This window comes from Formosa sejongensis, assembly GCF_033447105.1.
Lineage (GTDB): Bacteria > Bacteroidota > Bacteroidia > Flavobacteriales > Flavobacteriaceae > Formosa.
Map to the genome: position 1 here is coordinate 132,101 of NZ_JAWQUN010000007.1, position 25,781 is coordinate 157,881.

Below are 25,781 nucleotides of genomic sequence, written 5' to 3' on the forward strand. Positions count from 1 at the left end.
TTAAAGCAAATATAAACTTATGGGGAAAACAGCTATCGTATTAGGAGCAACGGGTTTAACAGGGAAAAACGTGTTGCAAAAGCTTTTGAAAGATAGTGATTACAGCCGAATTGTGTTATTTAGCAGATCGACTTGTGGGATTCAGCATTCGAAAATAACAGAATATCTTATCGATCTTTTCGAATTAGATCGTTATAAAACACTGTTTCGCGCCGATGTTGTCTTTTGCTGTATTGGTACCACGCAATCTAAAACACCAGATAAATCCACATACCATAATATAGATTATGGTATTCCCGTTGCCGCTGCGAATTTGTGTGCAAAAAACAATATCGAAAATTTTATATGTATTTCAGCATTAGGTGCAGATTCTAAAAGTAAAGTTTTTTATAACAGAACTAAAGGAGAAATGGAAGCTGTTGTGTTATCTTTAAACCTTAAAAACACTTATATGCTCCAGCCATCGTTAATAACAGGAGGCAGGGACGAATTTAGAATTGGAGAAAATATAGGTAAAATAATAATGGGAGTAGTAGCTCCATTATTTATTGGTAAACTGAAAAGATATAAACCAATAGAATCGAAAACCATAGTATCGGCCATGCTTTGGTTAGCTGAAAATACGTATGAATTACAATGTATACCTTCAGAAAAAATAAAAGAGATTGCAATAGAATATGATAGAAATAGAGCGTAAATTTTTAGTAAAATCTGATGCTTTTAAAGCGGAATCGTTCAAACAAACAAAAATAATTCAAGGGTTTTTAAACACCGATAAAGCGCGAACTGTTCGAGTGCGTTTAAAAGGTGAAGATGGATTTTTAACAGTAAAAGGGCAATCTACAAAAGATGGTTTAGAACGTTTTGAATGGGAAAAACCCATAGATAAAACAGATGCCGAAGCACTTTTAAAATTGTGTGAAGAAGGAGTTATTGATAAAATTCGTTATGAAATTAAAATGAATCAACATATTTTTGAAGTTGACGAATTTTTCGGTGCAAATGCAGGATTAGTAATTGCAGAAGTAGAATTAAGTCACCCTACAGAAGTGATATCAAAACCACTTTGGTTAGGAAAAGAAGTAACAGGAGACGTGAAATATTATAATTCACAACTTAGTAAACAACCTTATAAAACTTGGAATACATGAAATATTCAATAGTAATAATTGCCATATTAACACTTTTTAGTTGTAAAAAGAATGAAAGTACGACAACTGTACAGCAGACGGTTACAGACTCCATAAGTCTGTCTGAAGTAGTTATAGATACCGTAATAACAGAAATTGAAGTTGTTGCACCTCCAAAAAGTTATAAAGAAATAAAGGCAGAATTAACGGCCAAAGGTTTCGAAACCTACGATTTAATAGACGAGGTAACTAAAGACACTATATTAATGAAGCAATATTTTGTAGCCTTCTTAAAAGGTGGAGCCGTAAGAACACAAAATGAAGAGGAAGCAAAGGATTTGCAAGATGAACACATAGCGTATTTAAAAAACATGTATGAGTTAGGTTATGCAGATGTTTCAGGTCCTTTTGGAGACGAAGGTGAGATTAGAGGTATTACCATTTATAATGTACCAACTAAAAAAATGGCCGATAGTTTAGCAAATTCAGATCCGATGGTAAAAGCAGGAAGATTAGAAATTGAAATTCATCCGTGGTGGGCAGCCAGTGGGTTTAAGATGCGCTAAAATCATATTCGCCTACAACTTTACAACGTTGAACATTATAAAAACTATGCCAATTTAATTTTACAAAACGTTGTGCTTTAATATGGTCTGAATGCTGTTTCTGTAGTTTCAGCCGTTTGGATGTAGCTATTTTTGTATTCAGTATGTTCAGATGTGAAAATTAGATCCTAATAAAATGGTTTTATCTTTTTAAGTGAATATAAAAAATAGAACGAAATAGATTATAAATTTTATATATTTAAAGTGTGAAAACACTAACTAACCGTATTAAAATAATAAGCTGTGTTCTTTTATTTTTGTATTCAACCACCATTTTAGCACAATTCCAATTTTGTTCAGGAAATTCTGGAATTCCAATCTTTTCTGAAGATTTTGGATCCGGAACGGATAATATTTCTTTACAACTACCAGCGGAAACAACGTATACTTTTGCTTCTATTGAGCCTAATGATGGTTTTTATACCATTTCCAGTAATACTAATTGGTATGGTTGGCACAATACTCAAGATCATACTGCTGGAGATACAAATGGAAGGTCTTTAATTGTTAACGCAGCTTATACTGCAGGTGAGTTTTTTAGAACAGAGATTCCTGACTTATGCAAAAATACAACGTACGAGTTTTCTGCTTGGTTGCTTAATTTATTACCTGCATCCAAATGTAGTGGTAATGGCATTCCTATAAATGTGAAATTTCAGATTTGGGATATAACAGATACTAAACTTTTAGCTGAAGGTGATACAAATAATATTTATGGAACAAATACTCCAAATTGGCAACAATTTGGTTTAGTGTTTACTACTGTTCTGGGACAAAATGCTATTATTCTAAAAATGATAAATAATAGTAGTGGTGGCTGTGGAAACGATGTTGCCATAGATGATATAGTCTTTAAATCTTGTGGTGATAAAATTACAATTGAAGACACCAGTAATCAAACTAGCCTTTTAAACTGCGAAATCGAAACGCCTATTTCTGTAGGAACACTTACGGCTACACCACAGACAGGAGTTACAAGTTCTCATTTTTATCAATGGGAAATGAGTTATGATGAAGTGACATGGATGGATATTCCTGGGGAAACCAACGATACTTATACCCCAAGTGTAGTAACGCAAACTACACATTATAGAGCGAAAGTTTCTGAAGATTTAAATAATGTGAATATTAGTACCTGTAATTCACTTACCGATGTTTTTACGGCTAAAATAATTCCGACACCAAATAATCCATTAAGCAACGGAGATGTTGTTTCTTGTGATTCGGATAAGATACCAATTTCTGTAACTATACCAACGGGTGAAACGGTTAATTGGTACAATGCAGCTGTAGGAGGAACTTTAATTAAAGCGAGTTCCACAACTTTTGCCCCAACAGTTGCAGGGACTTATTTTGCAGAAGCCGTCTCTAGTATTGGTGGTTGTATTTCAATAAACAGAACAGCTATAACTTATACCATTTCTTACAATCCTGTAGTCTTCGACGAAACTTTACTGTTGTGCAATTCAGAAAATATAATTTTAGATGCAACAATGGAAGATGTTGATTATTTATGGAGTACAGGAGAAACAACATCTACAATAATTATAAATACACCAGGAAAATATACTGTTACTGTTTCAAATACAGAAGGGTGTTCTAGTGTAAAAACATTTACAGTCCAACAAATTTTAACTCCAGAAATAGAAAGTGTGACCTCTAAAGGCAGTTCAATACTTGTAAAAACAACTAAACCCGGAGATTTTGAATATGCTTTAAATAATCAAGGCTATCAAACGAGTAATGTTTTTGAGCGGATAGCTGGCGGATATTACACTGTTTATGTGCGTGAACGTAATGGTTGTGGAGAAGCCATTCAAGAAAGTTATCTTCATTTTGTTATTCCGCTGTTTTTTACTCCAAATGGAGATGGCTTTCATGATCAATTTAATTTGGTTGGTATTGATAGTTATGGAACTTCCGAAGTTTCTATCTTTAATCGTTATGGTAAGCTCTTAGTTTATTCTAAGAATGCACCATTTTCATGGGATGGCACTTATAATAATAAACTTTTACCAACTTCAGATTATTGGTATGTAATTACTATTGACTCTCAGGTGTTTACTGGTCATTTTACTATCCAATATTAGCTTAAATTTAGCATGTCATCTGAATAAGAGCCATTTATAATTGTTACCTTAGTAATAATAACGAGTGTAAATTGTAAAAAACATTAATATGAAATCAGTTTCAGCTAAATTCGGAATGGAAAAAGTACTAGAAGAATTAGGTATTAAAGATATAAATGAAGGGACATCTACAGGGACAAATTTCTTCTCAAGTAATACTGAATGTATTGAAAGTTTTTCGCCTGTTGATGGAGAACGTATTGGTTCGGTAAAAATTACTACAAAAAAAGATTACGAGAAAGTGGTAGGCACTGCTCAAGCCGCTTTTAAAACTTGGCGCACAACACCTGCTCCTTTGCGAGGCGAAATTGTGCGTCAGTTTGGAAATAAATTACGCGAGAAAAAAGAAGCTTTAGGCAAATTAGTGTCTTACGAAATGGGTAAAAGTTACCAAGAAGGTTTAGGTGAGGTTCAGGAAATGATTGATATCTGCGATTTTGCAGTTGGACTCTCAAGACAACTTCACGGACTGACCTTGCATTCCGAGCGTCCTGGCCACCGTATGTACGAACAATATCATCCCTTAGGTATAGTTGGGATTATTTCAGCATTTAATTTTCCAGTTGCAGTTTGGGCTTGGAATACGGCTTTATCATGGGTTTGTGGCGATGTTTGTATCTGGAAACCTAGTGAAAAAACACCGTTAACAGGTATCGCTTGCCAGAATATTGCGGCCGAAGTATTTGCAGCAAACAATCTACCCGAAGGTATTTCTAATTTGGTAAATGGGGATCATCAAGTTGGTAGCTTGCTAACAAAAGATATCCGTGTGCCTTTAATTTCGGCTACTGGTTCTACACGAATGGGGAAAATTGTAGCGCAAGATGTGGCAGCACGTTTAGGAAAATCACTTTTAGAATTAGGAGGAAACAATGCTATCATTGTAACTCCAGATGCAGATTTAAAAATGACAATTATAGGAGCTGTTTTTGGTGCTGTAGGAACTTGTGGTCAACGTTGTACTTCGACACGCCGATTAATTATTCACGAGAGTATGTACAATCAAGTTAAAGAGGCTTTGGTGAGTGCATATAAACAACTGAAAATTGGAAATCCATTAGATGAAAATAATCATGTTGGTCCGCTTATCGATATAGATGCTGTAAGAATGTATCAGAATGCTTTGACTAAAGTTAAAGAAGAAGGTGGGAATATTCTTGTTGAAGGCGCTGTTTTAGAAGGTAAAGGTTACGAAAGTGGATGTTATGTGAAACCTGCAATTGCAGAAGCGAGGCCAGAATTTAAAATCGTTCAGCACGAAACATTTGCTCCCGTTTTATATTTGTTGAAATATTCTGGAGATGTAACAAATGCGTTAGATATTCAGAATAATGTAGCACAAGGTTTATCGTCAGCAATTATGACAAACAATTTAAGAGAAGCAGAACAATTTTTATCCGTAACTGGATCTGATTGTGGAATCGCAAATGTAAATATAGGAACTTCTGGTGCAGAAATTGGTGGTGCTTTTGGTGGTGAAAAAGAAACTGGTGGCGGACGAGAATCAGGTTCTGATGCTTGGAAGATATATATGCGTCGTCAAACAAATACCATAAATTATACAACACATTTACCACTTGCTCAAGGTATAAAATTCGAATTATAAACCTTTAATGAATAAGTGAAAAAAGTGATTTAAGATATCGGTTTTATAATGTTTACTGCGGTTTTAATAGTTGTAGTTAAAAATCTAAAAAACCTTATTTCAATGCCAATTATTATTGGGAGAAATAAGGTTAGTATTTAGTATTGACTAATAGCATAGCAAATATATTACGTTAAAGGGCTCATTTTTTATGAATTATATAGTTGGTATCAAAATCTACGTAATTGGTAGGTATTAGTGTATAGTTAAATCTAGCTGTATTTTACTTTTCTTAAAATACGCAACGTTTCCTTGTATAAAAGGTAAACTTCTTGATTATAAGATTTTAGATATAACTTAGCAGAAAAGAGTTTATTTAGAGCTTCAGGAAAATGATTTAAATAACACAACAAATAAGTTGCTGGAAGGTTTTTAATATCCTCTTCTTCCGATTTGGAAAGCGATAATCCTTTTTTTAATTTCCCAAGAATTGCATTATTAGTGTTGTAAATATGATGTAAAACTTTTTTATCGAACTGTGGTGGTTCAAACAATAATTTAGTGTTTATATGATAGCTTGCATTATCTTTAAAACTGATTACGGTTTCTTCTAAAGGATAATAATTATAAGATTTTTGAAGTCCTAAATGCACATATTCAATAATATTAAAAGAGTCTTCGGTAATGGTAATAGATACTTCGTCTAAGGTTGAAAAAAACAATCTAACTTGTTCATTTATCAGTTCAATATCTACTCTAGAGAAGTAGGTTTCGTTTTTCACTCTTTTTCGTTGTCCAGCCCAGCATACCACAAAATATTCCTTAAATACAATATATTCTGGATGATAATCTTTTCTGTAATTCATAAAATCGAATACGCCATTTAGCGTATACTCTATATTGTTTTGCGCATGATTTTCTATGGCTTCAACAATTTTAGAATTTACATCTTCAATTTTTATATCAAAAGCTTTGGGCATGCTTATACTACCGTCTCTAAAAAAGACTGATCCGCCGTAATATTTCCAAATATTTTTCCGAAGCGAAGTAATTTTATTATTCGCACGTATGGTTACCAATCCAACCACTTTATGGTCTGGCAAATGCGGAAACGGAATGTTTTCGTATTGCACAATTGGTGGATTGGTAAGATAAGCGTTTATTAAATTTTGAATTTTACTATCGTCGAAAAAATCGACACCTATAATTTCGTTATCATCATCTTCAACTCCAATTACAATAAAAGAGTTGTTCTTAGGATTGCTATTAGAAAGCGCACAAATATGTTTTAAAAATTTGGCTTTTCCTTCTTTTTCGCCGATTTCAATTTTACGCTTTTTATCGTAAAAACTATTTTCGTCGTTATGCGCTAATAGGTTTTTAATAAGAAGTCGCTTATTGATCATGTTAATCCTTTTTTAGAATAGTTGAAGAGGCCTGAGCAGTTGGAAACACAAGTAAGTCGGCTATATTAACATGATATGGTCTGCTAATTACGAAGTAAATAATTTCGGCAATATCTTGGGGTTGCAATGCCTGAAATCCTTTGTAAACAGAATCGGCTTTCGGATCTCCTTTAAACCGAACTTTAGAAAATTCAGTTTCTACTAAACCAGGATTTACCGCGCCAACTTTTATTCCGTAGGGATTTAGGTCAATTCGCATGCCTTCAGTAATAGCTAAAACGGCATGTTTACTTGCGCAATACACATTTCCTTTAGGATATACTTCCTTTCCTGCCGAGGATCCAATATTAATAATATGTCCAGATTTACGTTCCGTCATTTTAGGAATTATGGCATTACTAACATATAAAAGACCTTTCACATTAATATCTATCATAGCATCCCAGTCATCGCTGTCTCCGTCTTGAATAAAGTCTAGTCCATGTGCGTTTCCTGCATTATTAATTAAAATATCAATTTTAGAAAATTCTTCTGGTAGTGAATTGATCGCTTCAACTGTGGCTTTTTTATCTCGAACATCAAAGTTTAAAGTATAAACATCGGTGTCTTTTTCTAAGGCTTTCTTTATAATGTCCAAACGGTCTTGCCTGCGACCACACAATACTAGTTTTATATTGTGTTTTGCAAATTCATGAGCTGTCGATCTTCCAATACCACTTGTGGCGCCTGTAATTAATGCTATTTTAGTGTTCATTTTATGCTTTATAATTCAATAAATTCATCTATAAAAATACTTAATACACGTTAATAAATACTAGTGTTTACGTTAATAATTGTCTAAATCTCAAAGTTTGCAGTCTGTGAATTCTATTTTTAGCATGGAAAATCTTAATAAATACATAATGTTTAATTTTTAACCAATTATTAACAGCAATACACGGAAAATTTTAACAATTTGCATGGCATTAAATTACTTACTAAATTCGAGTTTTTAAAAAATAGAATACATGGAGGATACCAGTACTGTTGATATTAAATCAATCAACGAAAAGATAGAAAGAGAAAGTGCTTTTGTCGATTTACTTACGTTAGAAATGAACAAAGTAATCGTTGGGCAAAAACACATGGTTGAGCGCTTACTTATTGGATTATTAGGACAAGGACATATTCTTTTAGAAGGGGTTCCGGGATTAGCAAAAACACTTGCAATTAACACCTTGGCTAAAGCTATTGACGGTAGTTTTAGTCGTGTGCAGTTTACGCCAGATTTATTGCCTGCAGATGTTGTGGGAACAATGATTTACAATATAAAAGATAACGATTTCACGATTAAAAAGGGTCCAATCTTCGCTAACTTCGTACTTGCAGATGAGATTAACAGAGCGCCAGCTAAAGTACAGTCGGCATTACTAGAAGCGATGCAGGAAAAACAAGTTACTATTGGAGATACTACATTTATCTTAGATAAGCCGTTTTTAGTAATGGCAACGCAAAACCCGGTAGAGCAAGAAGGAACTTATCCGTTACCTGAAGCGCAAGTCGATCGTTTTATGTTGAAAACAGTTATCGATTATCCTAAATTAGACGAAGAGCAACTTATTGTTCGTGCGAATTTAAGAGGGACTTACGAGAAAGTAAATCCTGTAGTTAGTGTAGCTCAGATTGTAAGAGCTCAAGAAGCTGTTCGTGAAGTATATATGGACGAGAAAATTGAGAAATATATTCTTGATATTATCTTTGCAACACGTTACCCAGAAAAATACAGATTAGCAGATTTAAAACCATTAATTTCTTTTGGAGCATCGCCTCGTGGAAGTATCAACTTAGCAACAGCTGCTAAATGTTATGCTTTTATAAGACGTCGTGGTTATGTTATTCCAGAGGATGTACGTGCCGTTGTTTACGATGTGTTACGACATAGAATTGGAATTACTTATGAAGCTGAAGCTGAAAATATTACTTCAGAAGACATCATTACTAAGATTGTAAACGAAATAGAAGTACCATAAATCCCGTCCTAAATCCTTTCTTAGGGAAGGACTTCAAAAGGGTGAATAAAATTAAAATTTTAAAAGTCCTTTCTCCTTTGGAGAGAGGGTTTGGAAAGCGGAAAAATGGATACTAAAGAATTACTAAAAAAAGTACGAAAAATTGAGATTAAGACACGCCGTTTGTCTAATCACATTTTTGGAGGAGAATATCATTCTACCTTTAAAGGTCGTGGTATGACATTTAGTGAAGTGCGTCAATATCAATTTGGAGACGATGTTAGAAATATAGACTGGAATGTGACTGCGCGTTACAACGAACCTTATATAAAAGTGTTTGAAGAAGAGCGTGAGTTAACCATGATGCTAATGGTTGATGTTTCAGGGTCGGAATGGTTTGGAACAGAACAGCAATTTAAAAATGAAGTGGTTACAGAAATAGCTGCGACATTAGCTTTTTCTGCAACGCAGAACAACGATAAAATTGGACTTGTTTTGTTTTCAGATACTATAGAGCTTTATATTCCGCCTAAGAAAAGTCGTTCTCATGTGTTGAGAATTATTCGTGAACTTATAGAATTTAAGCCAAAAAGTAAAGAGACAAACGTTACCGAAGCTTTTAAGTTTTTATCGAGCGTAATGAAAAAACGAGCGATTGTTTTTGTGCTTTCCGATTTTATTTCCGACGATTATAAGCAGACTCTAAAGATTGCAGCTAAACGCCACGATGTTACTGGAATTCGTGTGTATGATAAGCATGAAGAAAGTATCCCTAATTTAGGAATGGTGCAGATGCAAGACGAAGAAACTGGCGAGCTTATGTTAGTCAACACATCTTCTAAATCGGTTAGAACCAATTACAGTAAATATTATCAAGAAAAAGTAAACTATTATAAAGACAGCTTCGCAAAATCTGGAGCTGGAACTATAGATTGTCGTGTAGACGAAAGTTATGTAAAAAAATTACTTGGCTATTTTAAACGCAGATGATAATCTTTATATAACCTATGAAAATCTTTAAATTCCCAATATTGAATCGTTTTAAGAATAGCATGTGTTTACTTATAGTATTCGGTGTATTCTCGAGCTATTCGTATGCGCAAAATTTAACTTCAGGAATAGATTCTACTTCAATAAAAGTAGGCGCACAAATCACATATACTATTCAAGTTGAAACAGATTCTATTAACCTTGTTGTGTTTCCAGAAGGGCAAACATTTGCTCCTTTAGAAATGATACAGTCGTATCCTATTGATACGACCAAACTGGAAGATAAATTTAATTTAATCAAGAAATATGGATTAACGCAATTTGACTCTGGGCACTATACTATTCCAATTCAAAAGATAATAGTTGGCGATAAAACATTTCAAACCGATTCTTTAAAAGTTGAGGTTAGAGATATTGTTGTCGATTCTACAAAACAAGGACTTTACGATATTAAGCCTTATATACAAGTAGAAAAATCAAACAATAATTGGTGGCGATTACCACTTTATATCTTGTTAGGTTTAATTGTTGTTGGAGGGATTTTATATTGGTTTGTTTGGCGTAAAAAACCGCTTACAGAGGAAGAAGAAATTGCACTTTTACCTCCTTACGAACGTGCAAAATTAGCACTTCAAAAATTAGATAATAGTCAGTTTTTAGAACAGTCTGAAATCAAACAATATTATTCTGAGTTAACGTTAGTCCTTCGTAAATATTTAGATGAAAAGGTTTACGATAAAGCTTTAGAGAGTACTACAGATCAATTGGTAACCAGATTACAGTTATTAAAAGAAGGTAATCAAATTGATTTCAGTAAAGAAACCATTAAAAATATTGAAAGCATTTTAAAGCGTGCAGATTTAGTAAAGTTCGCCAAATCTGCTCCAGATATTCAGCTTGCAGAATTTGATAAACAAACCATTGCTTCGGAAATAGATCATGTAAAGGATGTGCTTCCTGAACCTGATGAAGAAGAGAAACTATTAAATCAGCAATACAAAGACGAACAAGAACGTAAAAAGAAACGTAAAAAAATATTCATTTCTGTAGTTGTTGGAATTGGATTAATTACTTTGATTTTTGCCGGTTTTGTTATGAAATATGGTTTTAATTATACAAAAGACACCATTTTTCGTCACGATACAAAACAGTTGTTAGAAGGTAAGTGGGTAAGAAGTTCTTATGGATTTCCACCAGTGACTTTAACGACTCCAGAAGTGTTGGAACGTTTAGAGAGTCCTGTTCCAGATGAATTGAAAGATAAACTTCAAGTTACCAAATTTGGTTTCGGAACGATGTTGGATGTATTTAGTGTAAATGTAACAACACAAAAATCTACACCAGAAAATCCGCAAGGGCAACAAGGTGGTCAACAACCGCCACAGAAGGAGGATAATACCATAGATTTAAATGAAGCTTCAGAACGTGCTATAAAGCAATTCGAGCTTAATAAAGTCACAGACATTACCGTAAAACACGAAAAGTTTACAACACCAAACGGAGCCGAAGGTTTAAAAACATTTGGTAACGGACATATTCCAGTAGGGAATTCAGATAATTATGTGGCTGGACATTATGTAATGCTTCATTTTACATCTGAAAATGTATTACAAGAAATTATAATTACATGGAAAAACGACGACGTTTATGCTCAAGATATGGCAGATCGCATCGTGAATTCCATAGAACTAAATAAAGCAGAATAATGTTTGAAGGTATAGAATTTTTAAACAAAGAAGCATTCTGGTTGCTATTATTGCTACCACTAGCAATTTTATGGTATATTTTTAAGCAGAATAAGCTAAATGCTGAATTAAAAATGTCGACTATTAAGGGGTTTAAAGTAACTAGTTCTTGGTTGCCTAAATTAAAACACCTCCTTTTTGCATTGCGTTTATTAGCCTTAGCATTATTAATTACAGCCATGGCTAGACCAAGAACTGTAGATGTATCGTCAAGAACGAAAACAACAAAAGGTATAGATATTGTAATGGCAATAGATGTCTCGGCAAGTATGTTGGCAAAAGATTTAAAACCAAACAGATTAGAAGCCTTAAAAGAAGTTGCTGCCGACTTTATTAAAGAACGCCCGAACGACAGAATTGGCTTAGTAGAATACGCTGGAGAAAGTTTTACTAGAACACCAATTACAAGTGATAAAGGTATTGTTCTAAGATCTTTAAACGATATTAAATACAATAATATTATAGAAGGCGGAACGGCAATTGGTATGGGTTTAGCAACTGCTGTAAATAGATTAAAAGACAGTAAAGCTAAAAGTAAAGTAATTATTTTACTTACAGATGGTGTTAATAATTCCGGGTTTATAGATCCTAAAATTGCTAGTGAAATGGCAGTAGAATTTGGTGTAAAAACCTATACCATCGGACTCGGTTCTAATGGTATGGCATTATCACCAATAGGAATTTTACCAAACGGAAGTTTCCAATATGGTCGTGTTCCAGTAGAGATAGACGAAGCGCTTTTAGAGGAAATTGCCAACGTTACTGGAGGTAAATACTTTAGAGCAACCGATAATCAGAAACTTGAAGAGATTTACAAAGAGATTAATAAACTGGAAAAAACAGATGTAGAAGAATTCAAGTTTTATAATTACGAAGAGAAATACCGCGCTTTAGTTTTATTGGCGGGAATGTTATTGTTACTTGAGATTTTACTTCGTTCTACAATATTTAAAAGTTTTATATAATAGATGTTTCAATTAGAAGAAAAAATATGGTTTTGGGCATTGTGTATCATTCCGGTGATTATAGTCATCTATTTGATGCTTCAATTATGGAAACGCCATACTCAAAAAAAATTCGCAGATAAAGTCCTTTTAAAGCGTTTAAGCCCGAATCGTTCGGTGTTTAAATCGGTTTTAAAATTGGTTATTATATGTTTAGCTTTTGCATCTTTAGCAATTGCTTTAGTTAACCCTAAAGTAGGAACGAAGTTAGAAACAGTTAAACGTGAAGGTGTAGATATTGTATTTGCCGTCGATGTTTCTAAAAGTATGTTGGCCGAAGATATCGCACCAAACCGACTTGAGAAAGCAAAACAATTGGTAACGCAAATCATTAATAATTTGGCGAGTGATCGTGTGGGAATTATTGCTTACGCAGGAAAAGCATTTCCGCAATTGCCGATTACAACAGATTATGCTTCAGCAAAAATGTTCCTTCAGAATATGAATACAGACATGATGTCTTCTCAAGGTACAGCCATAAACGAAGCAATTAATTTGGCGAAAACGTATTATGATGACGATGAGCAAACCAATCGTGTACTTATTATAATTTCCGATGGTGAAGACCATAGTGAAGTGGCTGCAAAAGTAGCAGAAGAAGCTAGTGAAGAAGGTATTAGAATTTTTACAATTGGTGTAGGAGATGTAAAAGGTGGACCAATACCTGAAAAGCGAAATGGCATTGTTATGAACTATAAAAAGGATAACAATGGCGAAACTGTAATTACACGTTTGAATGAGGAAACACTTAAAAATATAGCAAGCGAAGCGAATGGAGTTTATATAAACGGAGCACAAACAAGTGTTGTTGTCGATGAGATTCGAGAAATTCTAAACGGAATGGATAAAACAGAATTTGAGGCGAAGCAAATTGCCGATTTTAAATCTCAATTTCAATGGTTTATTGGCCTTGCAATTCTCTTCTTATTTATGGACATTTTCTTATTAGATCGTAAGACAGGATGGTTAAAGAAGTTAAACTTATTTAACGAAAACTTATGATAGAAAACGTTAGAAAATTAGTAATATTCAGTGATTTTGGAATACATGTTATGAAAAGTATCTTATTAATTTTTATCTCATTATGCGCATTTACGTCTTTTGCACAAGATGAAAATGAAGAACTTATTGAAGCCCAAAGACTCGCTAATAATTTTGTCTTTGAAGGCAATGAAAAAGTTCAGGAAGAAGATTATGTAGCTGCCGAAATGGAATACAGAAAAGCCATTTCTGAAGAACAATCAAATATTTCTGGATTGTATAATTTAGGAACATCGTATTTCAAAAAAGGAAATTACGAAGAGTCTTTATTCCGTTTGCAAGAAGCTGCAAGTAAAGCAACCGATCGTAGCGAGAAGCACAAAGCATATCATAACATCGGGAATATTTTAATGCAGAATAAACAATGTAAAGAAGCTGTCGAAGCCTATAAAAATGCATTAAGAAATGATCCTGCAGACGAAGAAACGCGTTATAACTATGGTTTAGCGAAAGAATGTGCTAAGCAGCAAGAAGAAGAGAATAAGAATAACGAAGACGATCAGGAAGATAACAAAGATCAGAATCAGGATGATCAGGATCAAAACGAGGATCAGAATAAAGATAATAAAGATCAGGATCAAGAAGACCAAGACAAGAAGGACGAAGGCGAGGACAAAGATCAGGATAAGAAGGATGAAGGTGACCAAGATCAAGATCAAGGAGACGAAAAAGAGAATGAAGACGGCAAGCCTAAAGATGATAAACAAGATCAAGGAGAAGGCGATCAAGATAAAAAAGAACAACCCCAACAACCAAAGCCACAACAAGGCCAGATGTCGCCACAACAAATTAAAAACTTGTTAGAAGCGATGAACAATCAAGAACAAAAAGTTCAAGAAAAGATGAATGCTGAAAAACAAAAAGGTGAACGCGTTCAAACCGATAAAGATTGGTAATTTGTTTTGAGAATGAATTTAAAGATGAAAAATATTAAACACATATTTATAGTTTTAGTTTTACTTATTTCGAGCGTAACCTTCGCACAGGTTAAGTTTGAAGCTAAAGTGAGTAAAACCAAACTAGGTATAAATGAACGTTTACGAGTCGATTTTGAAATGAATAAGGATGGCGATAATTTTAATCCGCCAAATTTTTCAAATTTCAAAGTTGTAGGTGGACCAAATCAATCTGTAAGTAAATCGTGGGTTAACGGTGTTTCTCAATTTTCTAAAACATATACGTATTTTCTAGCGCCTATAAGTCAAGGGAATTTTACTTTAAATCAGGCGACTATAGAAATTGATAACCAAATTTATAAAACAACACCTACAAGAATTACGGTGACATCGGCAGTTAGTAAACCTAAAGATGGTAGTAATGCCGATTTTGTTGCTTCAGAAAATATTCATTTGGTCGCTGAGGTTTCAAAAACTAATCCTTATTTAAATGAAGCGATTACAGTTGTTTATAAATTATACGTATCTCAAAATACAGGTGTTAGTAATTGGAGAGAAATAGACAATCCGAAATACAGCGATTTCTGGAGCCAGAATATCGATATTAAAGGCTTAAAAGTTCAGAACGGGACGTACGAAGGCGAATCATATCGTTATGTGGTTTTGCGTAAAACAGTTTTATATCCACAAAAAACTGGTAAACTTAAAATTGAACCTCTAAGTTTAGATATTACTGTAGATGTACCAACAAACAGACGCGATATGTTTGGTGGTCGATTAATGACACAAGTTCATAAAACCGTTTCTGCGGGAGAACGTATTATTAATGTAAAACAACTTCCTGAAAATGGTAGACCAGACGATTTTACTGGTGCTGTAGGTGTTTTTAATTTTAAAGTAACGACATCTAAAACCGAATTAAAAGCATCAGAATCTTTAGATTTAAATGTTGAGGTTTCAGGAAATGGAAACTTAAAATTATTCGAATTACCTAAAGTAAACTTACCTAGTTCGTTGGAAGTTTACGAACCTGAGCATAATGAAAATGTAAGAACAAATTTAGACGGCATGCAAGGTCGTATTTCAGATAGTTATACGGTAGTGCCACAGTTTAAAGGAAAATATCCAATTCCAAGTATTTCATTTTCGTACTTCGATTTAAAAACAGAATCCTATAAACGTATTTCTTCAGACGAGATTGTTGTAGATGTAACTCAAGGGCCTAATAATGCGGTTACCGAAACACATCCTTCAGCAACAGGAGATAATAAACAACCTGTAGTTTTAAATAACGATCACTTTGCTTTTATTAAAACAAAAACCAATTTAAAGAGTAATAAAACGTCTTATTTCTTTAAATCAAAATTATTCTGGGGATCTGTATTAGTGCCATTTTTAATGATTCCATTAGTGATGGTTTTCAGAAAACGAAAAGCGGTAAGAGATGCAGATGTTACAGGAAATAAAATCAGAAAAGCCGATAAATTAGCCAAGAAATATTTGGGTGCAGCGAAAAAAGCTTTAGGACAAAAAGAAGCTTTTTATGTGGCTTTAGAAAAAGCACTTCATAATTACTTGAAAGCTAAATTGAATATTGAAACAGGCGATTTAAGTAAAGATAAAATACAAGAATTACTAAGCGCAAGGCAGGTAGATCCAGTTGTGGTTTCCGAGTTTGTATCCTTATTGGTAAGTTGTGAATTGGCGCGTTATACACCTTTAACAAAAGTTGCTATGCAGCATGATTATGATAAGGCAGCGAGTACCATTTCGTTAATTGATAAACAAATACGTTAAGATGAAAGCAATTTTATATACACTAATGGCTTTGTTAAGCAGTTTAACTTTTGCTCAAAATAATTCGCTTTTCGAGCAGGGTAACACGCTTTATAACGATGGGAAATATGCCGAAGCTATTGACAAATACCAAGCTATTTTAGATAGTGGTATGCAATCCAGCGAGGTGTTTTTTAATTTAGGTAATGCACATTATAAACTAAATCATGTTGGGCCTAGTGTGTACTATTTCGAGAAAGCACTACAATTAGCTCCAAATGATAAGGATATAAAAAATAACGTCGCTTACGCCCGAAATATGACCATAGATGCTATAGATGTGGTTCCGCAAGTTGGTATTTCCAAATTTTTAAATAACATTACAAATGTGATGAGTTTTGATGGGTGGGCAATAACAACTGTAGTGCTATTTGTAATCTTTGTAATCCTATTTATAAGCTATTATTTTGCTGAATATACCAATAGCAAGCGCGCTGCTTTTACAACTAGTATAATTATTTTAGGACTTGGTTTTCTGACTTTGTTTTTTGCATTTCATGATTATAACTTAACAAGTAAAGATAATCCTGCTATTATTTTTGTTCAGGAAAGTCAAGTTAAAAACGAGCCTAATTTAAGCAGTGAAGAAGCTTTTAAATTGCATGAAGGCACAAAAGTGCAAGTTTTAGATACAGTAAACAATTGGAAAAAAATAAAATTGACCGATGGTAAAACTGGTTGGATTTCTAGTGCAGATATCAAAGTCTTATAACTATATTAGCCGATATTTAGAATTTATGTTCAATGAATAAAATCAATGCCTAAAACTTTAATTTCTTTATTATTCACAATGATTTTTGCGCTGTTACTTTCGGCGCCAACTATCATATCTATGCTAGATAAGGATGTAGATGTTTCTATGTTTTATAGTTTGGCAGAAGAAGAAAACAGTAAGGAAACAGTAAAACTTATTGAACTTGAATTAAAACCACATCCAGGTTTGAATCATGTGTTTGGCTATACAAACCATGATAATACATTTAGTTTTTACCTAAATATGCATTCTCAATTCGAATTAGAGAATGTATCTCCCCCTCCAGAACAGAACATTATATAATGCGTTTTATTAGTTTGATTTTTAGTAATCAGACTACATGTATTTTTAAAATATTAAAACAAATTTTATTATGTTTAAAACATTAAAAAATGATTTTCCGGCAAGTATTGTCGTGTTTTTTGTGGCTTTACCTTTATGTTTAGGTATTGCTTTGGCGAGTGGTGCGCCGTTATTCTCTGGGGTTATCGCAGGGATAATAGGAGGTATAGTAGTAGGGTTTTTAAGTGGATCTAAAATTGGAGTAAGCGGACCCGCAGCTGGTTTAGCTGCTATTGTTTTAACCGCAATAGGAACATTAGGAGGTTATGAGAATTTCTTAGTAGCTGTTGTATTAGCAGGTGTTCTCCAGATTTTATTTGGAATACTAAAGGCAGGTGTAATTGCATATTATTTTCCGTCTTCGGTTATTAAAGGAATGCTTACAGGTATAGGAATTATTATTATTTTAAAGCAAATTCCGAACTTCTTTGGTTACGATGAACAATCATCTTGGGATTTTGAATTCTTTGAGATAGATGGAGGGAATACCTTTTCAGAACTTTTTAATATTATTAATAATGTGCATCCAGGTGCTGCCTTAATAGGTGCCGTTAGTTTAGCAATTCTTTTATTTTGGGATAACGTCTTAGCTAAAAAAAGTAAAGTCTTCCAGGTTATTCAAGGCCCTTTCGTAGCAGTTGTTTTAGGGATTATTTACTATAATGTAACTAAAGGCAACGACGTTTTATCAATTGGTGTTAGCCATATGGTTAATGTTCCTGTTCCTGAAGATGCTACTTCTTTTTTCAATCAATTTAGTTTTCCGAATTTTAGTGCGATTTTCGATCATGGAGTTTGGATCGTGGCATTTACAATAGCATTGGTTGCTAGTTTAGAAACTTTACTATGTGTCGAGGCATCCGATAAAATAGATCCAGATAAAAACGTGACACCAACCAACAGAGAGTTACTGGCACAAGGTATTGGTAATATAGTTTCAGGTTTAATCGGAGGTTTACCTATTACTCAGGTAATTGTTAGAAGTTCTGCAAATGTTCAATCTGGCGGAAAAAGTAAACTCTCAGCGATTTTACATGGATTTTTATTATTGATTTCTGTGATTTTAATCCCTACATTACTAAATATGATTCCGTTGTCTGTTTTGGCTGCGATACTTTTAGTTGTTGGTTATAAATTAGCTAAGCCGGTATTGTTTAAACAAATGATTGGTTTAGGGTGGAAACAATCAGTTCCGTTTTTTGTAACGGTTATTGGTATAGTGTTTACAGACTTATTAGTAGGAATAGGTTTGGGACTTGGCGTTGGAATTGTTGTAATCCTTCTAAAAAGTTACCAAAACTCACACTTTTTAAATATTGAAGATAAAAGTAATGGTAAGCCTAAAGTAAAAATGACGTTAGCAGAAGAAGTTACCTTTTTTAATAAAGGAGCGATTTTAAAAGAATTAGATACTTTGCCAAATGATTCGAGTTTGGAATTGAATTTGTTAAAAACAAGATATTTAGATTATGATATTATAGAGATTCTCGAAGATTTCATTCATAAAGCGAAGGAGAAGAATATAGATGTAACATTAATATCTAAACGTGGCGTTGTAGAAAATCCAGAAAGTTTTATATCCTTCTTTAAGGAACGTCCTAAATCCGATATTAGCTTAAGTTAGATTAAGCGCAAAAGTAGTATTAGAAAGGTTGAAAAGCAACCAAATTATATAATGGAGTATATAATAATTACTCCTGATTTAATTAAAAAGCATGAGTTTAATATTTTAAAATCATGTAACATTGAATAAATAAATAATAAGAACTATTAAAAAATATAATTATGAAATTAGAAAACGTTTTTGAAAATAACGAAAAATGGATCAAAGATAAATTGGAATCTAATGCAAATTATTTCGAAGATTTACGCCATGGTCAAACTCCTGATTTCTTATACATCGGGTGTTCTGATAGTCGTGTAGATGCAGAAGGATTAATGGGATTAGAATTAGGACAAGTATTTGTACATAGAAACATTGCGAATATGGTACCTAATACCGATTTGAATGTGATGTCTGTTGTAGATTACGCCGTAGATCATTTAAAAGTTAACCACGTTGTAGTTTGTGGTCATTATGGTTGTGGAGGTGTTAAGGCAGCAATGCAATCGGCAGATTTAGGGTTATTAAATCCTTGGTTAAGAAATATTAGAGATGTTTACCGTTTACATGCGGAAGAATTGAACGCCATTGAAGATGAAGATTTAAGATATAATAAGTTGATAGAATTAAATGTTCAAGAACAATGCGTTAACCTTATTAAGACGTCAGCTGTTCAAAAAGCAATACGCTCAAGAGGTCTTCAGGTTCATGGATGGGTATTCGATATTCATACAGGTAAATTAATTGATTTAAATATTGATTTTGATAAAATATTACATGATATCAGAGAAATTTATCATTTAGATTAATCTCTTTTATCAATATTTAATCGATTTTATAAAAATCAAAAAAGCCACTCAATAATCGAGTGGCTTTTTAGTTTAATGACCTTTTTATTCTATTTCTAAATATGTGTGAGAAAAAAGTAAAATAAAATTTTTATTTAGACTCATTCTTTTTTAAATTTGCGACAATTATTAATTATTATCTTTATTGAGTCTTAATAAGATTGTAATTTAAAATGATATTGAATTATAAATATGATAAGACACATTCTATTAACCTTATGTATTATAGTCTTCGTTAATGCTAACGCCATTGCGCAAAAGCAAAAAAAGCAAGATCAAAACGCAATTAAAAACATGTGTGGGTGTTACGAAGTGAACTTTAATTTTGCAGAAACTTTTAATTATGTAAACGATTCTACTTATGTGTCTTCGGAAGTAAAGCACGATAAAGGATTAGAATGGGTAGAATTAGTCGAAGATTCTAAAAATAAAATTGCATTACAACATTTATTAATTGTTGGGAATCCTGCCGAACCTTATATTGTAAAGCATTGGAGGCAAGATTGGGAATACGAAAACACAGATTTGTATACCTATAATGGCGATAATGAATGGACTTATGTAAGTCTGCCGGAAAGCGAAGTCAAAGGACAGTGGTCACAGAAAGTATTCCAAGTAGATGATAGTCCGCGTTACGAAGGATCTTCATCTTGGGTTCATATAGATGGAAAAAGCTATTGGGAGAACACCACAACAGCGCCCTTGCCACGAAGAGAGTATACAAAGCGTAGTGATTACAATATTACATTAAGACGTAACAGACAAGAAATTACAAAAACGGGTTGGATTCACGATCAAGACAACGACAAAATCCTTCGTGAAGCAGGTAAAGATGATGTTGTTATTGCTCAAGAAAAAGGATTTAACACCTATACTAAGGTAGATGACAATAAGTGTGTTGCTGCTCAAGATTATTGGAAAACAACAAGTGCTAAATGGGCATTAGTTCGTACAAAATGGGATGCCGTTTTTGCTAGAGACAAAAATTTGAGCTTAGAAGAAAAAGTAGATAATAAACAATTATATAAGTATTTGTTTTCTGAAGAAGAATATCAGAACGAAGCAGATATTAACGAAGTGATAGAATCTTTTGTAAAAAAATAAACATGAAAAAATCAGTATTAAGAAATGGAATTTTAGGAGCGTTTTTAGCTCTGGGATCACTAGTTCAGGCACAAGACTCTAATGTGTTTTTTAATCGTGAATTCTGGGGAACTAAACCTAGCGTTGAGACAATTGAAGTAAAAATTAAAGAAGGTAATAATCCAGCACAACTTAACGAAAGAAGTTTCGATGCTGTAACCATGGCCATTTTACAGGGTGCTCCAAATACGTCAGTCATTTATTTGTTATCTCTAGAAGGGAACGACGTAAATAAGTTAACCCACGATGGACGTACGTATATCTTTTGGGCAGCAAACAAAGGTAATGTGGAGCTTATGGAATATCTTTTAAAGCATGGAGCTAAAACAGATATTTTAGATAATCACGGGTATTCTGTTTTAAATTTTGCTGCAGCAACTGGTCAGAAGGATACTAAAGTCTACGATTTATGTTTAGCAAATGGTGCAAAATTAACAGATTTAGACCATCATGGTGCGAATGCGTTATTGTTAGTGTCGCAAAGTGCTAAAGATTTTAGCACAATTAATTATTTTATTTCAAAAGGATTAGATCTTAATAGTAAGGATGCAGACGGCAATGGGATTTTTAATTACGTAGCCAAGTCTGGAAACACCGTTATGCTAGATCAACTTATAGATAAAGGTGTAGATTATAAAACATTGAATAATGAAGGTGCTAATGCCATGATTTATGCAAGTATGGGTGGTCGTGGAACTTCTAACGGTTTAGACGTTTTTAAATATTTGGAAGGCCAAGGATTAAAAGCTAATATCACTACAAAAAATGGAGTAACGCCTTTACATGGTTTGGCTTCTAAAAGTAAAGATGAAGCGGTTATTATTTATTTTTTAAATGAAGGTGTAGATGTTAATCAAGCAGATCAGAATGGAAATACAGCGTTTTTAAATGCTGCTTCTAGTAACGACTTGTCTATAGTGACTTTACTTGAAATGAATTTAAGAGATATTAATTTCACAAATAAAAAAGGAGAATCTGCTTTAGCTTTGGCGGTAGAAAATAATTCGCCAGAAGTAGTTTCTTATTTAATTGAAAAAGGAGCAGATATTAGTGTTGTAGATGCCAGCGGAAATAATTTGACAGCTTATCTAATTAAATCATATTCACCAAAAAATGAAGCTGATTTTGATCAGAAACTAGCACTTTTAACATCAAAAGGGTTAGATGTTTCCAAAGTTCAAGCTAACGGAAATACATTATATCATTTAGCTTTAGATCAGAATAATTTTGAATTACTTGAACTTGCAACCCAATATAAAGTAGATATTAATGCTGAAAATAATGAAGGAATTACACCATTATTAAAATCGGCAATGTCGTCTCAAGACGATACCGTTTTAAAATATTTATTAGCAAATGGAGCGGATAAAAGTATTGCAACAGAATTCGAAGAAACGGCTTACGATTTAGCTCAAGAGAACGAGCTTTTAAAAGAGAACAACGTAAACATTAATTTTTTAAAATAATTTCAATGCATAAATTTTCAGTAATAAAAACACTTTTCGTATTAGTACTTGTGGTGTTTAGTTTCTATTCTTTTAAGTCTGTAGAAGCATCTACAAAGTATAAATGTATGGTGCAAATGACTAATTATACAGGTGAAGGTGCTTATGTTGCAATCTCGTTAATTAATCCTGAAGGTAAGTACGAGAAAACCTTGTATATGCAAGGAGACGACGATGAGTGGTACAACGATTTAACATCTTGGTTTGCTTTCTACGGAAAAAAACGTAATAATATAGATGCCATTACAGGGGCAACGGTTGCTGGCGGACAACGCAGTATTAATGTGATTGAAATCGAAGATTCTAAGATAGATTCTGGTTATAGTATTCGTTTTGAATCGGCTGTAGAAGATCAAGAATATTACGAGCAAGATGTAGAATTTGAGTTAACATCTGTAAGCGTTAAAAGTAAAGTTGAAGGTACCGGATTTGTACGTTATATCCGTATGATTCCTAACTAAAAACAATATAGCATGACAATTTCAATATGGAGATATAGCCACCTTGCGCTGGCTGTATCTTCTTTTGTTTTTATAGTATTAGCCTCGCTAACAGGCATAATTTTGGCCTTCGAACCCATTTCTAATCAGGTGCAACCTTATCGCGTCGATGATTTTAATAAGGTGACACTTGCCGAAACGATTCAGCATTTAAAAACAAATTATATTGAAATTTTAAACGTCGATGTCGACGTAAACGATTTTGTTTCGGCATCTGTAATTACAGAAGAAGGAGATGCAGAAACCTTTTATATCAATCCTAAAACAGGAACTAAAATTGGAGATATTATTGAAAAATCTCCGTTATTTCAATGGACAACGAACTTTCATAGATCATTATTTTTAAAATCTACGGGGCGTATTTTTATTGGAATTACATCGTTCTTACTCTTCTTAATTGCTGTGTCTGGAACGGTTTTAATTGTAAAAAGACAACGCGGTTTTAAACGGTTTTTTAATACAATTGTAAACGAGAATTTTGCGCAATATTATCATGTTGTATTAGGACGGTTGTCTTTAATTCCTATTATTATTCTTACGCTTACAGGTGTATATTTGTCTTTATATCGCTTCGATTTACTGCCGAAGGAAACACTCACTCAAAATGTGAATTATGATGAAATTGTTGAGGCTCCAAAACGAGATATAAAAGATCAACCTATTTTTAGAGATACAAAATTATCTGAAGTTAGAAGTGTAGAATTTCCCTTTTCTGATGATGTAGAAGATTATTATACACTTCAATTAAAAGATCGTGAAGTTTTAGTTAATCAATATACTGGAGATATTTTAAGCGAATCCAAATATCCATTCATTGCTATTGCATCACGATTAAGTATTAATTTACATACGGGGCAAGGGAGTATTATTTGGTCTCTAATTTTAGCGATAGCCTGTCTTAATATTTTGTTTTTTGTGTATTCTGGATTTGCAATGACCTTAAAACGTCGTAAGGCAAAACTCAAAAATAAATTTAAAAAAGACAATGCGAAATATATCATTTTAATCGGTTCTGAAAATGGTAGTACGTTGCAATACGCAAATATGTTGCACAAGCAATTATTGAAATTAGGTGAATCTAGTTTTATTGCTGAACTGAATTCATTTTCAACCTATAAAAATTGTGAACATTTGGTTGTTATTACAGCCACTTATGGCCAAGGTGAAGCACCCGAAAATGCAAATAAGTTTTTCGATACTTTTAAAAATACAGTATCAGAGCATGCCTATAGTTTTTCTGTAGTTGGGTTTGGATCTTTAGCATATTCAGATTTCTGTAAATATGCTTTCGATGTGGACGAATTGCTTCAAACAGACCCGAATGCGGTTCAGCTTTTAATGCCATTCACGATCCATAATAAATCTTTTGAGGCCTATACACAGTGGATTAATTCTTGGTCGAAAAAAGTAGGATTACAAATTCAGTTAGCTGGAGATGATGTGCTACAAAATAAAAAACGAAAACGAACTTTTACAGTCGTTATAAAATCTATTGCAAACGAGAATCCGGACGATACATTTACCATTGCATTTAAATCTAAATTAGGGCTATCTCGATTTAAGTCTGGCGATTTATTGGCTATACAACCCGAAGCAAATAGCATCGAGCGTTTATATTCTGTTGGAAAAGTAAACGATTCCATTTTTCTAAGTGTTAAACGTCAGGAATTAGGATTGTGTTCTAATTATTTAAATGAATTAAATCCAAACAATGTTATAAAAGCACGTTTAATCAAGAATAAAGAATTCCGATTGTCTAAACGCACTAAGCATGTATTAATGATCGCTAACGGCACAGGAATTGCGCCATTCTTAGGGATGATAAATCAAAATACTTCTAGTCAGAATATGCACTTATATTGGGGCGGAAGGCAAGAATCGTCTTTCGATATTTATAAATCTATTATAGATGAAAGTTTAGAAACTAAGAGACTTCAAAAACTAGAAATTGGATATTCTCAGCAAGACGAAAAAAAGGTTTATGTACAACATCTTTTAGAGCGCGATGCAGAACATGTAGCTCACGTTTTAAAGCAAAAAGGTGTGATTATGATTTGTGGTTCTATAGCGATGCAAAAAGACGTTTTAATAGTCTTAGAATCTATTTGTGAGCGATATCTAGAATATCCGTTAAGTGTATATAAAAACAAAGGGCAACTTAAATTAGACTGTTATTAGTCTGTAGGTAAAAAATCTTCTTTTTTCTCTTCAACTTTCTCTTTAATTGCAGGGTATAGTTTTGTAGATATTGACATTACAGGTTCGTAAAGTATAGATTCGTCAATATCTTTTTTATCCATAAAAGGTATAGTGTCATTTAAATTTCCAAAGATGTTTAAAGCAATACTTGCAATTAAACCAACTTTAAGCATTCCAAAAACACCACCTAAAATTTTATTTACAATACCTAAAAAAGCAAAATTTGCTAGTTTTGTAAGGGCTTTTCCTGCCAAACCAATTACGAGTACAATGACCACGAATGTTATGGCAAATGCCACTATGGTTACGTAGTTTTCATCCCAATCTACTTTATCTTCAAAAAGTGAAGCAGTATAAGCACTAAAGTGAATCGCACCAAAAATACCAAGAATTAAAGCAAGTAAAGAGGCTATTTCAACAAAAAGACCATTCATAAATCCTCGAACTAAACCAAAAAGTAGTAATACAGCAAGAATGATGTCTAATAAATTCATATTGAATTGGTTGTTTTTTCAAATATAATATTTAAAAT

At 33.2% G+C, this 25,781-nt stretch carries 23 protein-coding genes; 20 read left to right on the top strand and 3 right to left on the bottom strand.

Translation table 11 applies throughout. The annotated features are described in order from the left end of the window. Positions 1-19: 19 nt before the first annotated feature. The 5 genes from R6X41_RS09600 (at position 20) to amaB (ending at position 5,470) form a co-directional block, all read left to right on the top strand. Entirely contained in the window at positions 20-697 is a 678-nt protein-coding gene (locus tag R6X41_RS09600; protein ID WP_318499710.1) for an NAD(P)H-binding protein, read from the top strand. After that, positions 678-1,151 (top strand): CYTH domain-containing protein, encoded by a 474-nt coding sequence (locus R6X41_RS09605; RefSeq protein WP_318499712.1) that lies wholly within the window; start codon positions 678-680, stop codon positions 1,149-1,151. Before R6X41_RS09600 ends, R6X41_RS09605 begins: the two co-directional genes overlap by 20 nt. Next, a complete protein-coding gene (locus R6X41_RS09610; RefSeq protein ID WP_318499714.1) occupies positions 1,148-1,696 on the top strand; it encodes a YciI family protein in 549 nt (182 codons plus the stop codon). The genes R6X41_RS09605 and R6X41_RS09610 overlap by 4 nt, the downstream gene beginning before the upstream one ends. A gap of 245 nt (positions 1,697-1,941) precedes the next feature. Beyond that, complete coding sequence (locus R6X41_RS09615) at positions 1,942-3,825, top strand: T9SS type B sorting domain-containing protein (protein ID WP_318499716.1); 1,884 nt, start codon at positions 1,942-1,944, stop codon at positions 3,823-3,825. Positions 3,826-3,913: 88 nt separating this feature from the next. Continuing rightward, entirely contained in the window at positions 3,914-5,470 is a 1,557-nt protein-coding gene (amaB, locus tag R6X41_RS09620; protein ID WP_318499718.1) for an L-piperidine-6-carboxylate dehydrogenase, read from the top strand. A gap of 251 nt (positions 5,471-5,721) precedes the next feature. On the opposite strand, the gene R6X41_RS09625 is transcribed toward amaB, so the two are convergent. Both R6X41_RS09625 and R6X41_RS09630 read right to left on the bottom strand, forming a co-directional pair. Next, positions 5,722-6,855 carry an ATP-binding protein gene (locus R6X41_RS09625; protein ID WP_318499720.1) on the bottom strand — a complete coding sequence of 378 codons (1,134 nt, stop codon included), beginning with the start codon at positions 6,853-6,855 and terminating at the stop codon, positions 5,722-5,724. Between the two features lies 1 nt (position 6,856). Then, a complete protein-coding gene (locus R6X41_RS09630; protein ID WP_318499722.1) occupies positions 6,857-7,609 on the bottom strand; it encodes an SDR family NAD(P)-dependent oxidoreductase in 753 nt (250 codons plus the stop codon). Between the two features lie 253 nt (positions 7,610-7,862). On the opposite strand from R6X41_RS09630, the gene R6X41_RS09635 reads away from it, so the two are divergent. From R6X41_RS09635 to R6X41_RS09705, 15 genes are all read left to right on the top strand, one after another. After that, a complete protein-coding gene (locus tag R6X41_RS09635; protein WP_318499724.1) occupies positions 7,863-8,864 on the top strand; it encodes an AAA family ATPase in 1,002 nt (333 codons plus the stop codon). Positions 8,865-8,969: 105 nt separating this feature from the next. Then, positions 8,970-9,833 carry a DUF58 domain-containing protein gene (locus tag R6X41_RS09640; protein ID WP_318499725.1) on the top strand — a complete coding sequence of 288 codons (864 nt, stop codon included), beginning with the start codon at positions 8,970-8,972 and terminating at the stop codon, positions 9,831-9,833. A gap of 17 nt (positions 9,834-9,850) precedes the next feature. Then, entirely contained in the window at positions 9,851-11,539 is a 1,689-nt protein-coding gene (locus R6X41_RS09645) for a hypothetical protein (RefSeq protein ID WP_318499727.1), read from the top strand. After that, on the top strand, positions 11,539-12,543 hold the full coding sequence (locus tag R6X41_RS09650; RefSeq protein WP_318499729.1) for a vWA domain-containing protein: 1,005 nt from the start codon (positions 11,539-11,541) through the stop codon (positions 12,541-12,543). The genes R6X41_RS09645 and R6X41_RS09650 overlap by 1 nt, the downstream gene beginning before the upstream one ends. Before the next feature lie 3 nt (positions 12,544-12,546). Then, positions 12,547-13,584 carry a vWA domain-containing protein gene (locus R6X41_RS09655; RefSeq protein WP_318499731.1) on the top strand — a complete coding sequence of 346 codons (1,038 nt, stop codon included), beginning with the start codon at positions 12,547-12,549 and terminating at the stop codon, positions 13,582-13,584. Then, positions 13,581-14,519, top strand: coding sequence for a tetratricopeptide repeat protein (locus R6X41_RS09660; RefSeq protein WP_318499733.1), 939 nt, complete (start codon positions 13,581-13,583; stop codon positions 14,517-14,519). The genes R6X41_RS09655 and R6X41_RS09660 overlap by 4 nt, the downstream gene beginning before the upstream one ends. 24 nt (positions 14,520-14,543) lie before the next feature. Next, entirely contained in the window at positions 14,544-16,316 is a 1,773-nt protein-coding gene (locus R6X41_RS09665) for a BatD family protein (RefSeq protein WP_318499735.1), read from the top strand. A 1-nt stretch (position 16,317) separates the two neighbouring features. Next, a complete protein-coding gene (locus R6X41_RS09670; RefSeq protein WP_318499737.1) occupies positions 16,318-17,067 on the top strand; it encodes a tetratricopeptide repeat protein in 750 nt (249 codons plus the stop codon). Positions 17,068-17,112: 45 nt separating this feature from the next. Next, a complete protein-coding gene (locus R6X41_RS09675) occupies positions 17,113-17,412 on the top strand; it encodes a hypothetical protein (protein WP_318499739.1) in 300 nt (99 codons plus the stop codon). Between the two features lie 70 nt (positions 17,413-17,482). After that, complete coding sequence (locus R6X41_RS09680) at positions 17,483-19,075, top strand: SulP family inorganic anion transporter (RefSeq protein ID WP_318499741.1); 1,593 nt, start codon at positions 17,483-17,485, stop codon at positions 19,073-19,075. Between the two features lie 161 nt (positions 19,076-19,236). Beyond that, the gene (locus R6X41_RS09685; protein WP_318499743.1) at positions 19,237-19,863 is read left to right on the top strand and encodes a carbonic anhydrase; all 627 of its coding nucleotides are present in this window, start codon (positions 19,237-19,239) and stop codon (positions 19,861-19,863) included. A 231-nt stretch (positions 19,864-20,094) separates the two neighbouring features. Then, positions 20,095-21,006, top strand: a complete 912-nt coding sequence (locus R6X41_RS09690; RefSeq protein ID WP_318499745.1) for a DUF6607 family protein — start codon at positions 20,095-20,097, stop codon at positions 21,004-21,006. 2 nt (positions 21,007-21,008) lie between these two features. Next, on the top strand, positions 21,009-22,511 hold the full coding sequence (locus R6X41_RS09695; RefSeq protein ID WP_318499747.1) for an ankyrin repeat domain-containing protein: 1,503 nt from the start codon (positions 21,009-21,011) through the stop codon (positions 22,509-22,511). 5 nt (positions 22,512-22,516) lie between these two features. Then, positions 22,517-23,011, top strand: coding sequence for a DUF2271 domain-containing protein (locus R6X41_RS09700; protein ID WP_318499749.1), 495 nt, complete (start codon positions 22,517-22,519; stop codon positions 23,009-23,011). A 12-nt stretch (positions 23,012-23,023) separates the two neighbouring features. Further along, positions 23,024-25,228, top strand: coding sequence for a PepSY domain-containing protein (locus tag R6X41_RS09705; protein WP_318499751.1), 2,205 nt, complete (start codon positions 23,024-23,026; stop codon positions 25,226-25,228). Here R6X41_RS09705 and R6X41_RS09710 read toward each other — a convergent pair. Continuing rightward, positions 25,225-25,743 (bottom strand): CvpA family protein, encoded by a 519-nt coding sequence (locus tag R6X41_RS09710; RefSeq protein WP_318499753.1) that lies wholly within the window; start codon positions 25,741-25,743, stop codon positions 25,225-25,227. The genes R6X41_RS09705 and R6X41_RS09710 overlap by 4 nt on opposite strands. Positions 25,744-25,781 lie beyond the last annotated feature (38 nt).

Bases quoted from the DNA above. Each gene is read 5' to 3' on its own strand.
- R6X41_RS09675 (WP_318499739.1), top strand. From the start codon at position 17,113: ATGCCTAAAACTTTAATTTCTTTATTATTCACAATGATTTTTGCGCTG.
- R6X41_RS09610 (WP_318499714.1), top strand. From the start codon at position 1,148: ATGAAATATTCAATAGTAATAATTGCCATATTAACACTTTTTAGTTGT.
- R6X41_RS09650 (WP_318499729.1), top strand. From the start codon at position 11,539: ATGTTTGAAGGTATAGAATTTTTAAACAAAGAAGCATTCTGGTTGCTA.
- R6X41_RS09705 (WP_318499751.1), top strand. From the start codon at position 23,024: ATGACAATTTCAATATGGAGATATAGCCACCTTGCGCTGGCTGTATCT.
- R6X41_RS09630 (WP_318499722.1), bottom strand. From the start codon at position 7,609: ATGAACACTAAAATAGCATTAATTACAGGCGCCACAAGTGGTATTGGA.
- R6X41_RS09680 (WP_318499741.1), top strand. From the start codon at position 17,483: ATGTTTAAAACATTAAAAAATGATTTTCCGGCAAGTATTGTCGTGTTT.
- R6X41_RS09670 (WP_318499737.1), top strand. From the start codon at position 16,318: ATGAAAGCAATTTTATATACACTAATGGCTTTGTTAAGCAGTTTAACT.
- R6X41_RS09700 (WP_318499749.1), top strand. From the start codon at position 22,517: ATGCATAAATTTTCAGTAATAAAAACACTTTTCGTATTAGTACTTGTG.
- R6X41_RS09685 (WP_318499743.1), top strand. From the start codon at position 19,237: ATGAAATTAGAAAACGTTTTTGAAAATAACGAAAAATGGATCAAAGAT.
- R6X41_RS09635 (WP_318499724.1), top strand. From the start codon at position 7,863: ATGGAGGATACCAGTACTGTTGATATTAAATCAATCAACGAAAAGATA.
- R6X41_RS09710 (WP_318499753.1), bottom strand. From the start codon at position 25,743: ATGAATTTATTAGACATCATTCTTGCTGTATTACTACTTTTTGGTTTA.
- R6X41_RS09605 (WP_318499712.1), top strand. From the start codon at position 678: ATGATAGAAATAGAGCGTAAATTTTTAGTAAAATCTGATGCTTTTAAA.
- R6X41_RS09655 (WP_318499731.1), top strand. From the start codon at position 12,547: ATGTTTCAATTAGAAGAAAAAATATGGTTTTGGGCATTGTGTATCATT.
- R6X41_RS09695 (WP_318499747.1), top strand. From the start codon at position 21,009: ATGAAAAAATCAGTATTAAGAAATGGAATTTTAGGAGCGTTTTTAGCT.
- R6X41_RS09645 (WP_318499727.1), top strand. From the start codon at position 9,851: ATGAAAATCTTTAAATTCCCAATATTGAATCGTTTTAAGAATAGCATG.
- R6X41_RS09660 (WP_318499733.1), top strand. From the start codon at position 13,581: ATGATAGAAAACGTTAGAAAATTAGTAATATTCAGTGATTTTGGAATA.
- R6X41_RS09665 (WP_318499735.1), top strand. From the start codon at position 14,544: ATGAAAAATATTAAACACATATTTATAGTTTTAGTTTTACTTATTTCG.
- R6X41_RS09600 (WP_318499710.1), top strand. From the start codon at position 20: ATGGGGAAAACAGCTATCGTATTAGGAGCAACGGGTTTAACAGGGAAA.
- R6X41_RS09690 (WP_318499745.1), top strand. From the start codon at position 20,095: ATGATAAGACACATTCTATTAACCTTATGTATTATAGTCTTCGTTAAT.
- amaB (WP_318499718.1), top strand. From the start codon at position 3,914: ATGAAATCAGTTTCAGCTAAATTCGGAATGGAAAAAGTACTAGAAGAA.
- R6X41_RS09640 (WP_318499725.1), top strand. From the start codon at position 8,970: ATGGATACTAAAGAATTACTAAAAAAAGTACGAAAAATTGAGATTAAG.
- R6X41_RS09625 (WP_318499720.1), bottom strand. From the start codon at position 6,855: ATGATCAATAAGCGACTTCTTATTAAAAACCTATTAGCGCATAACGAC.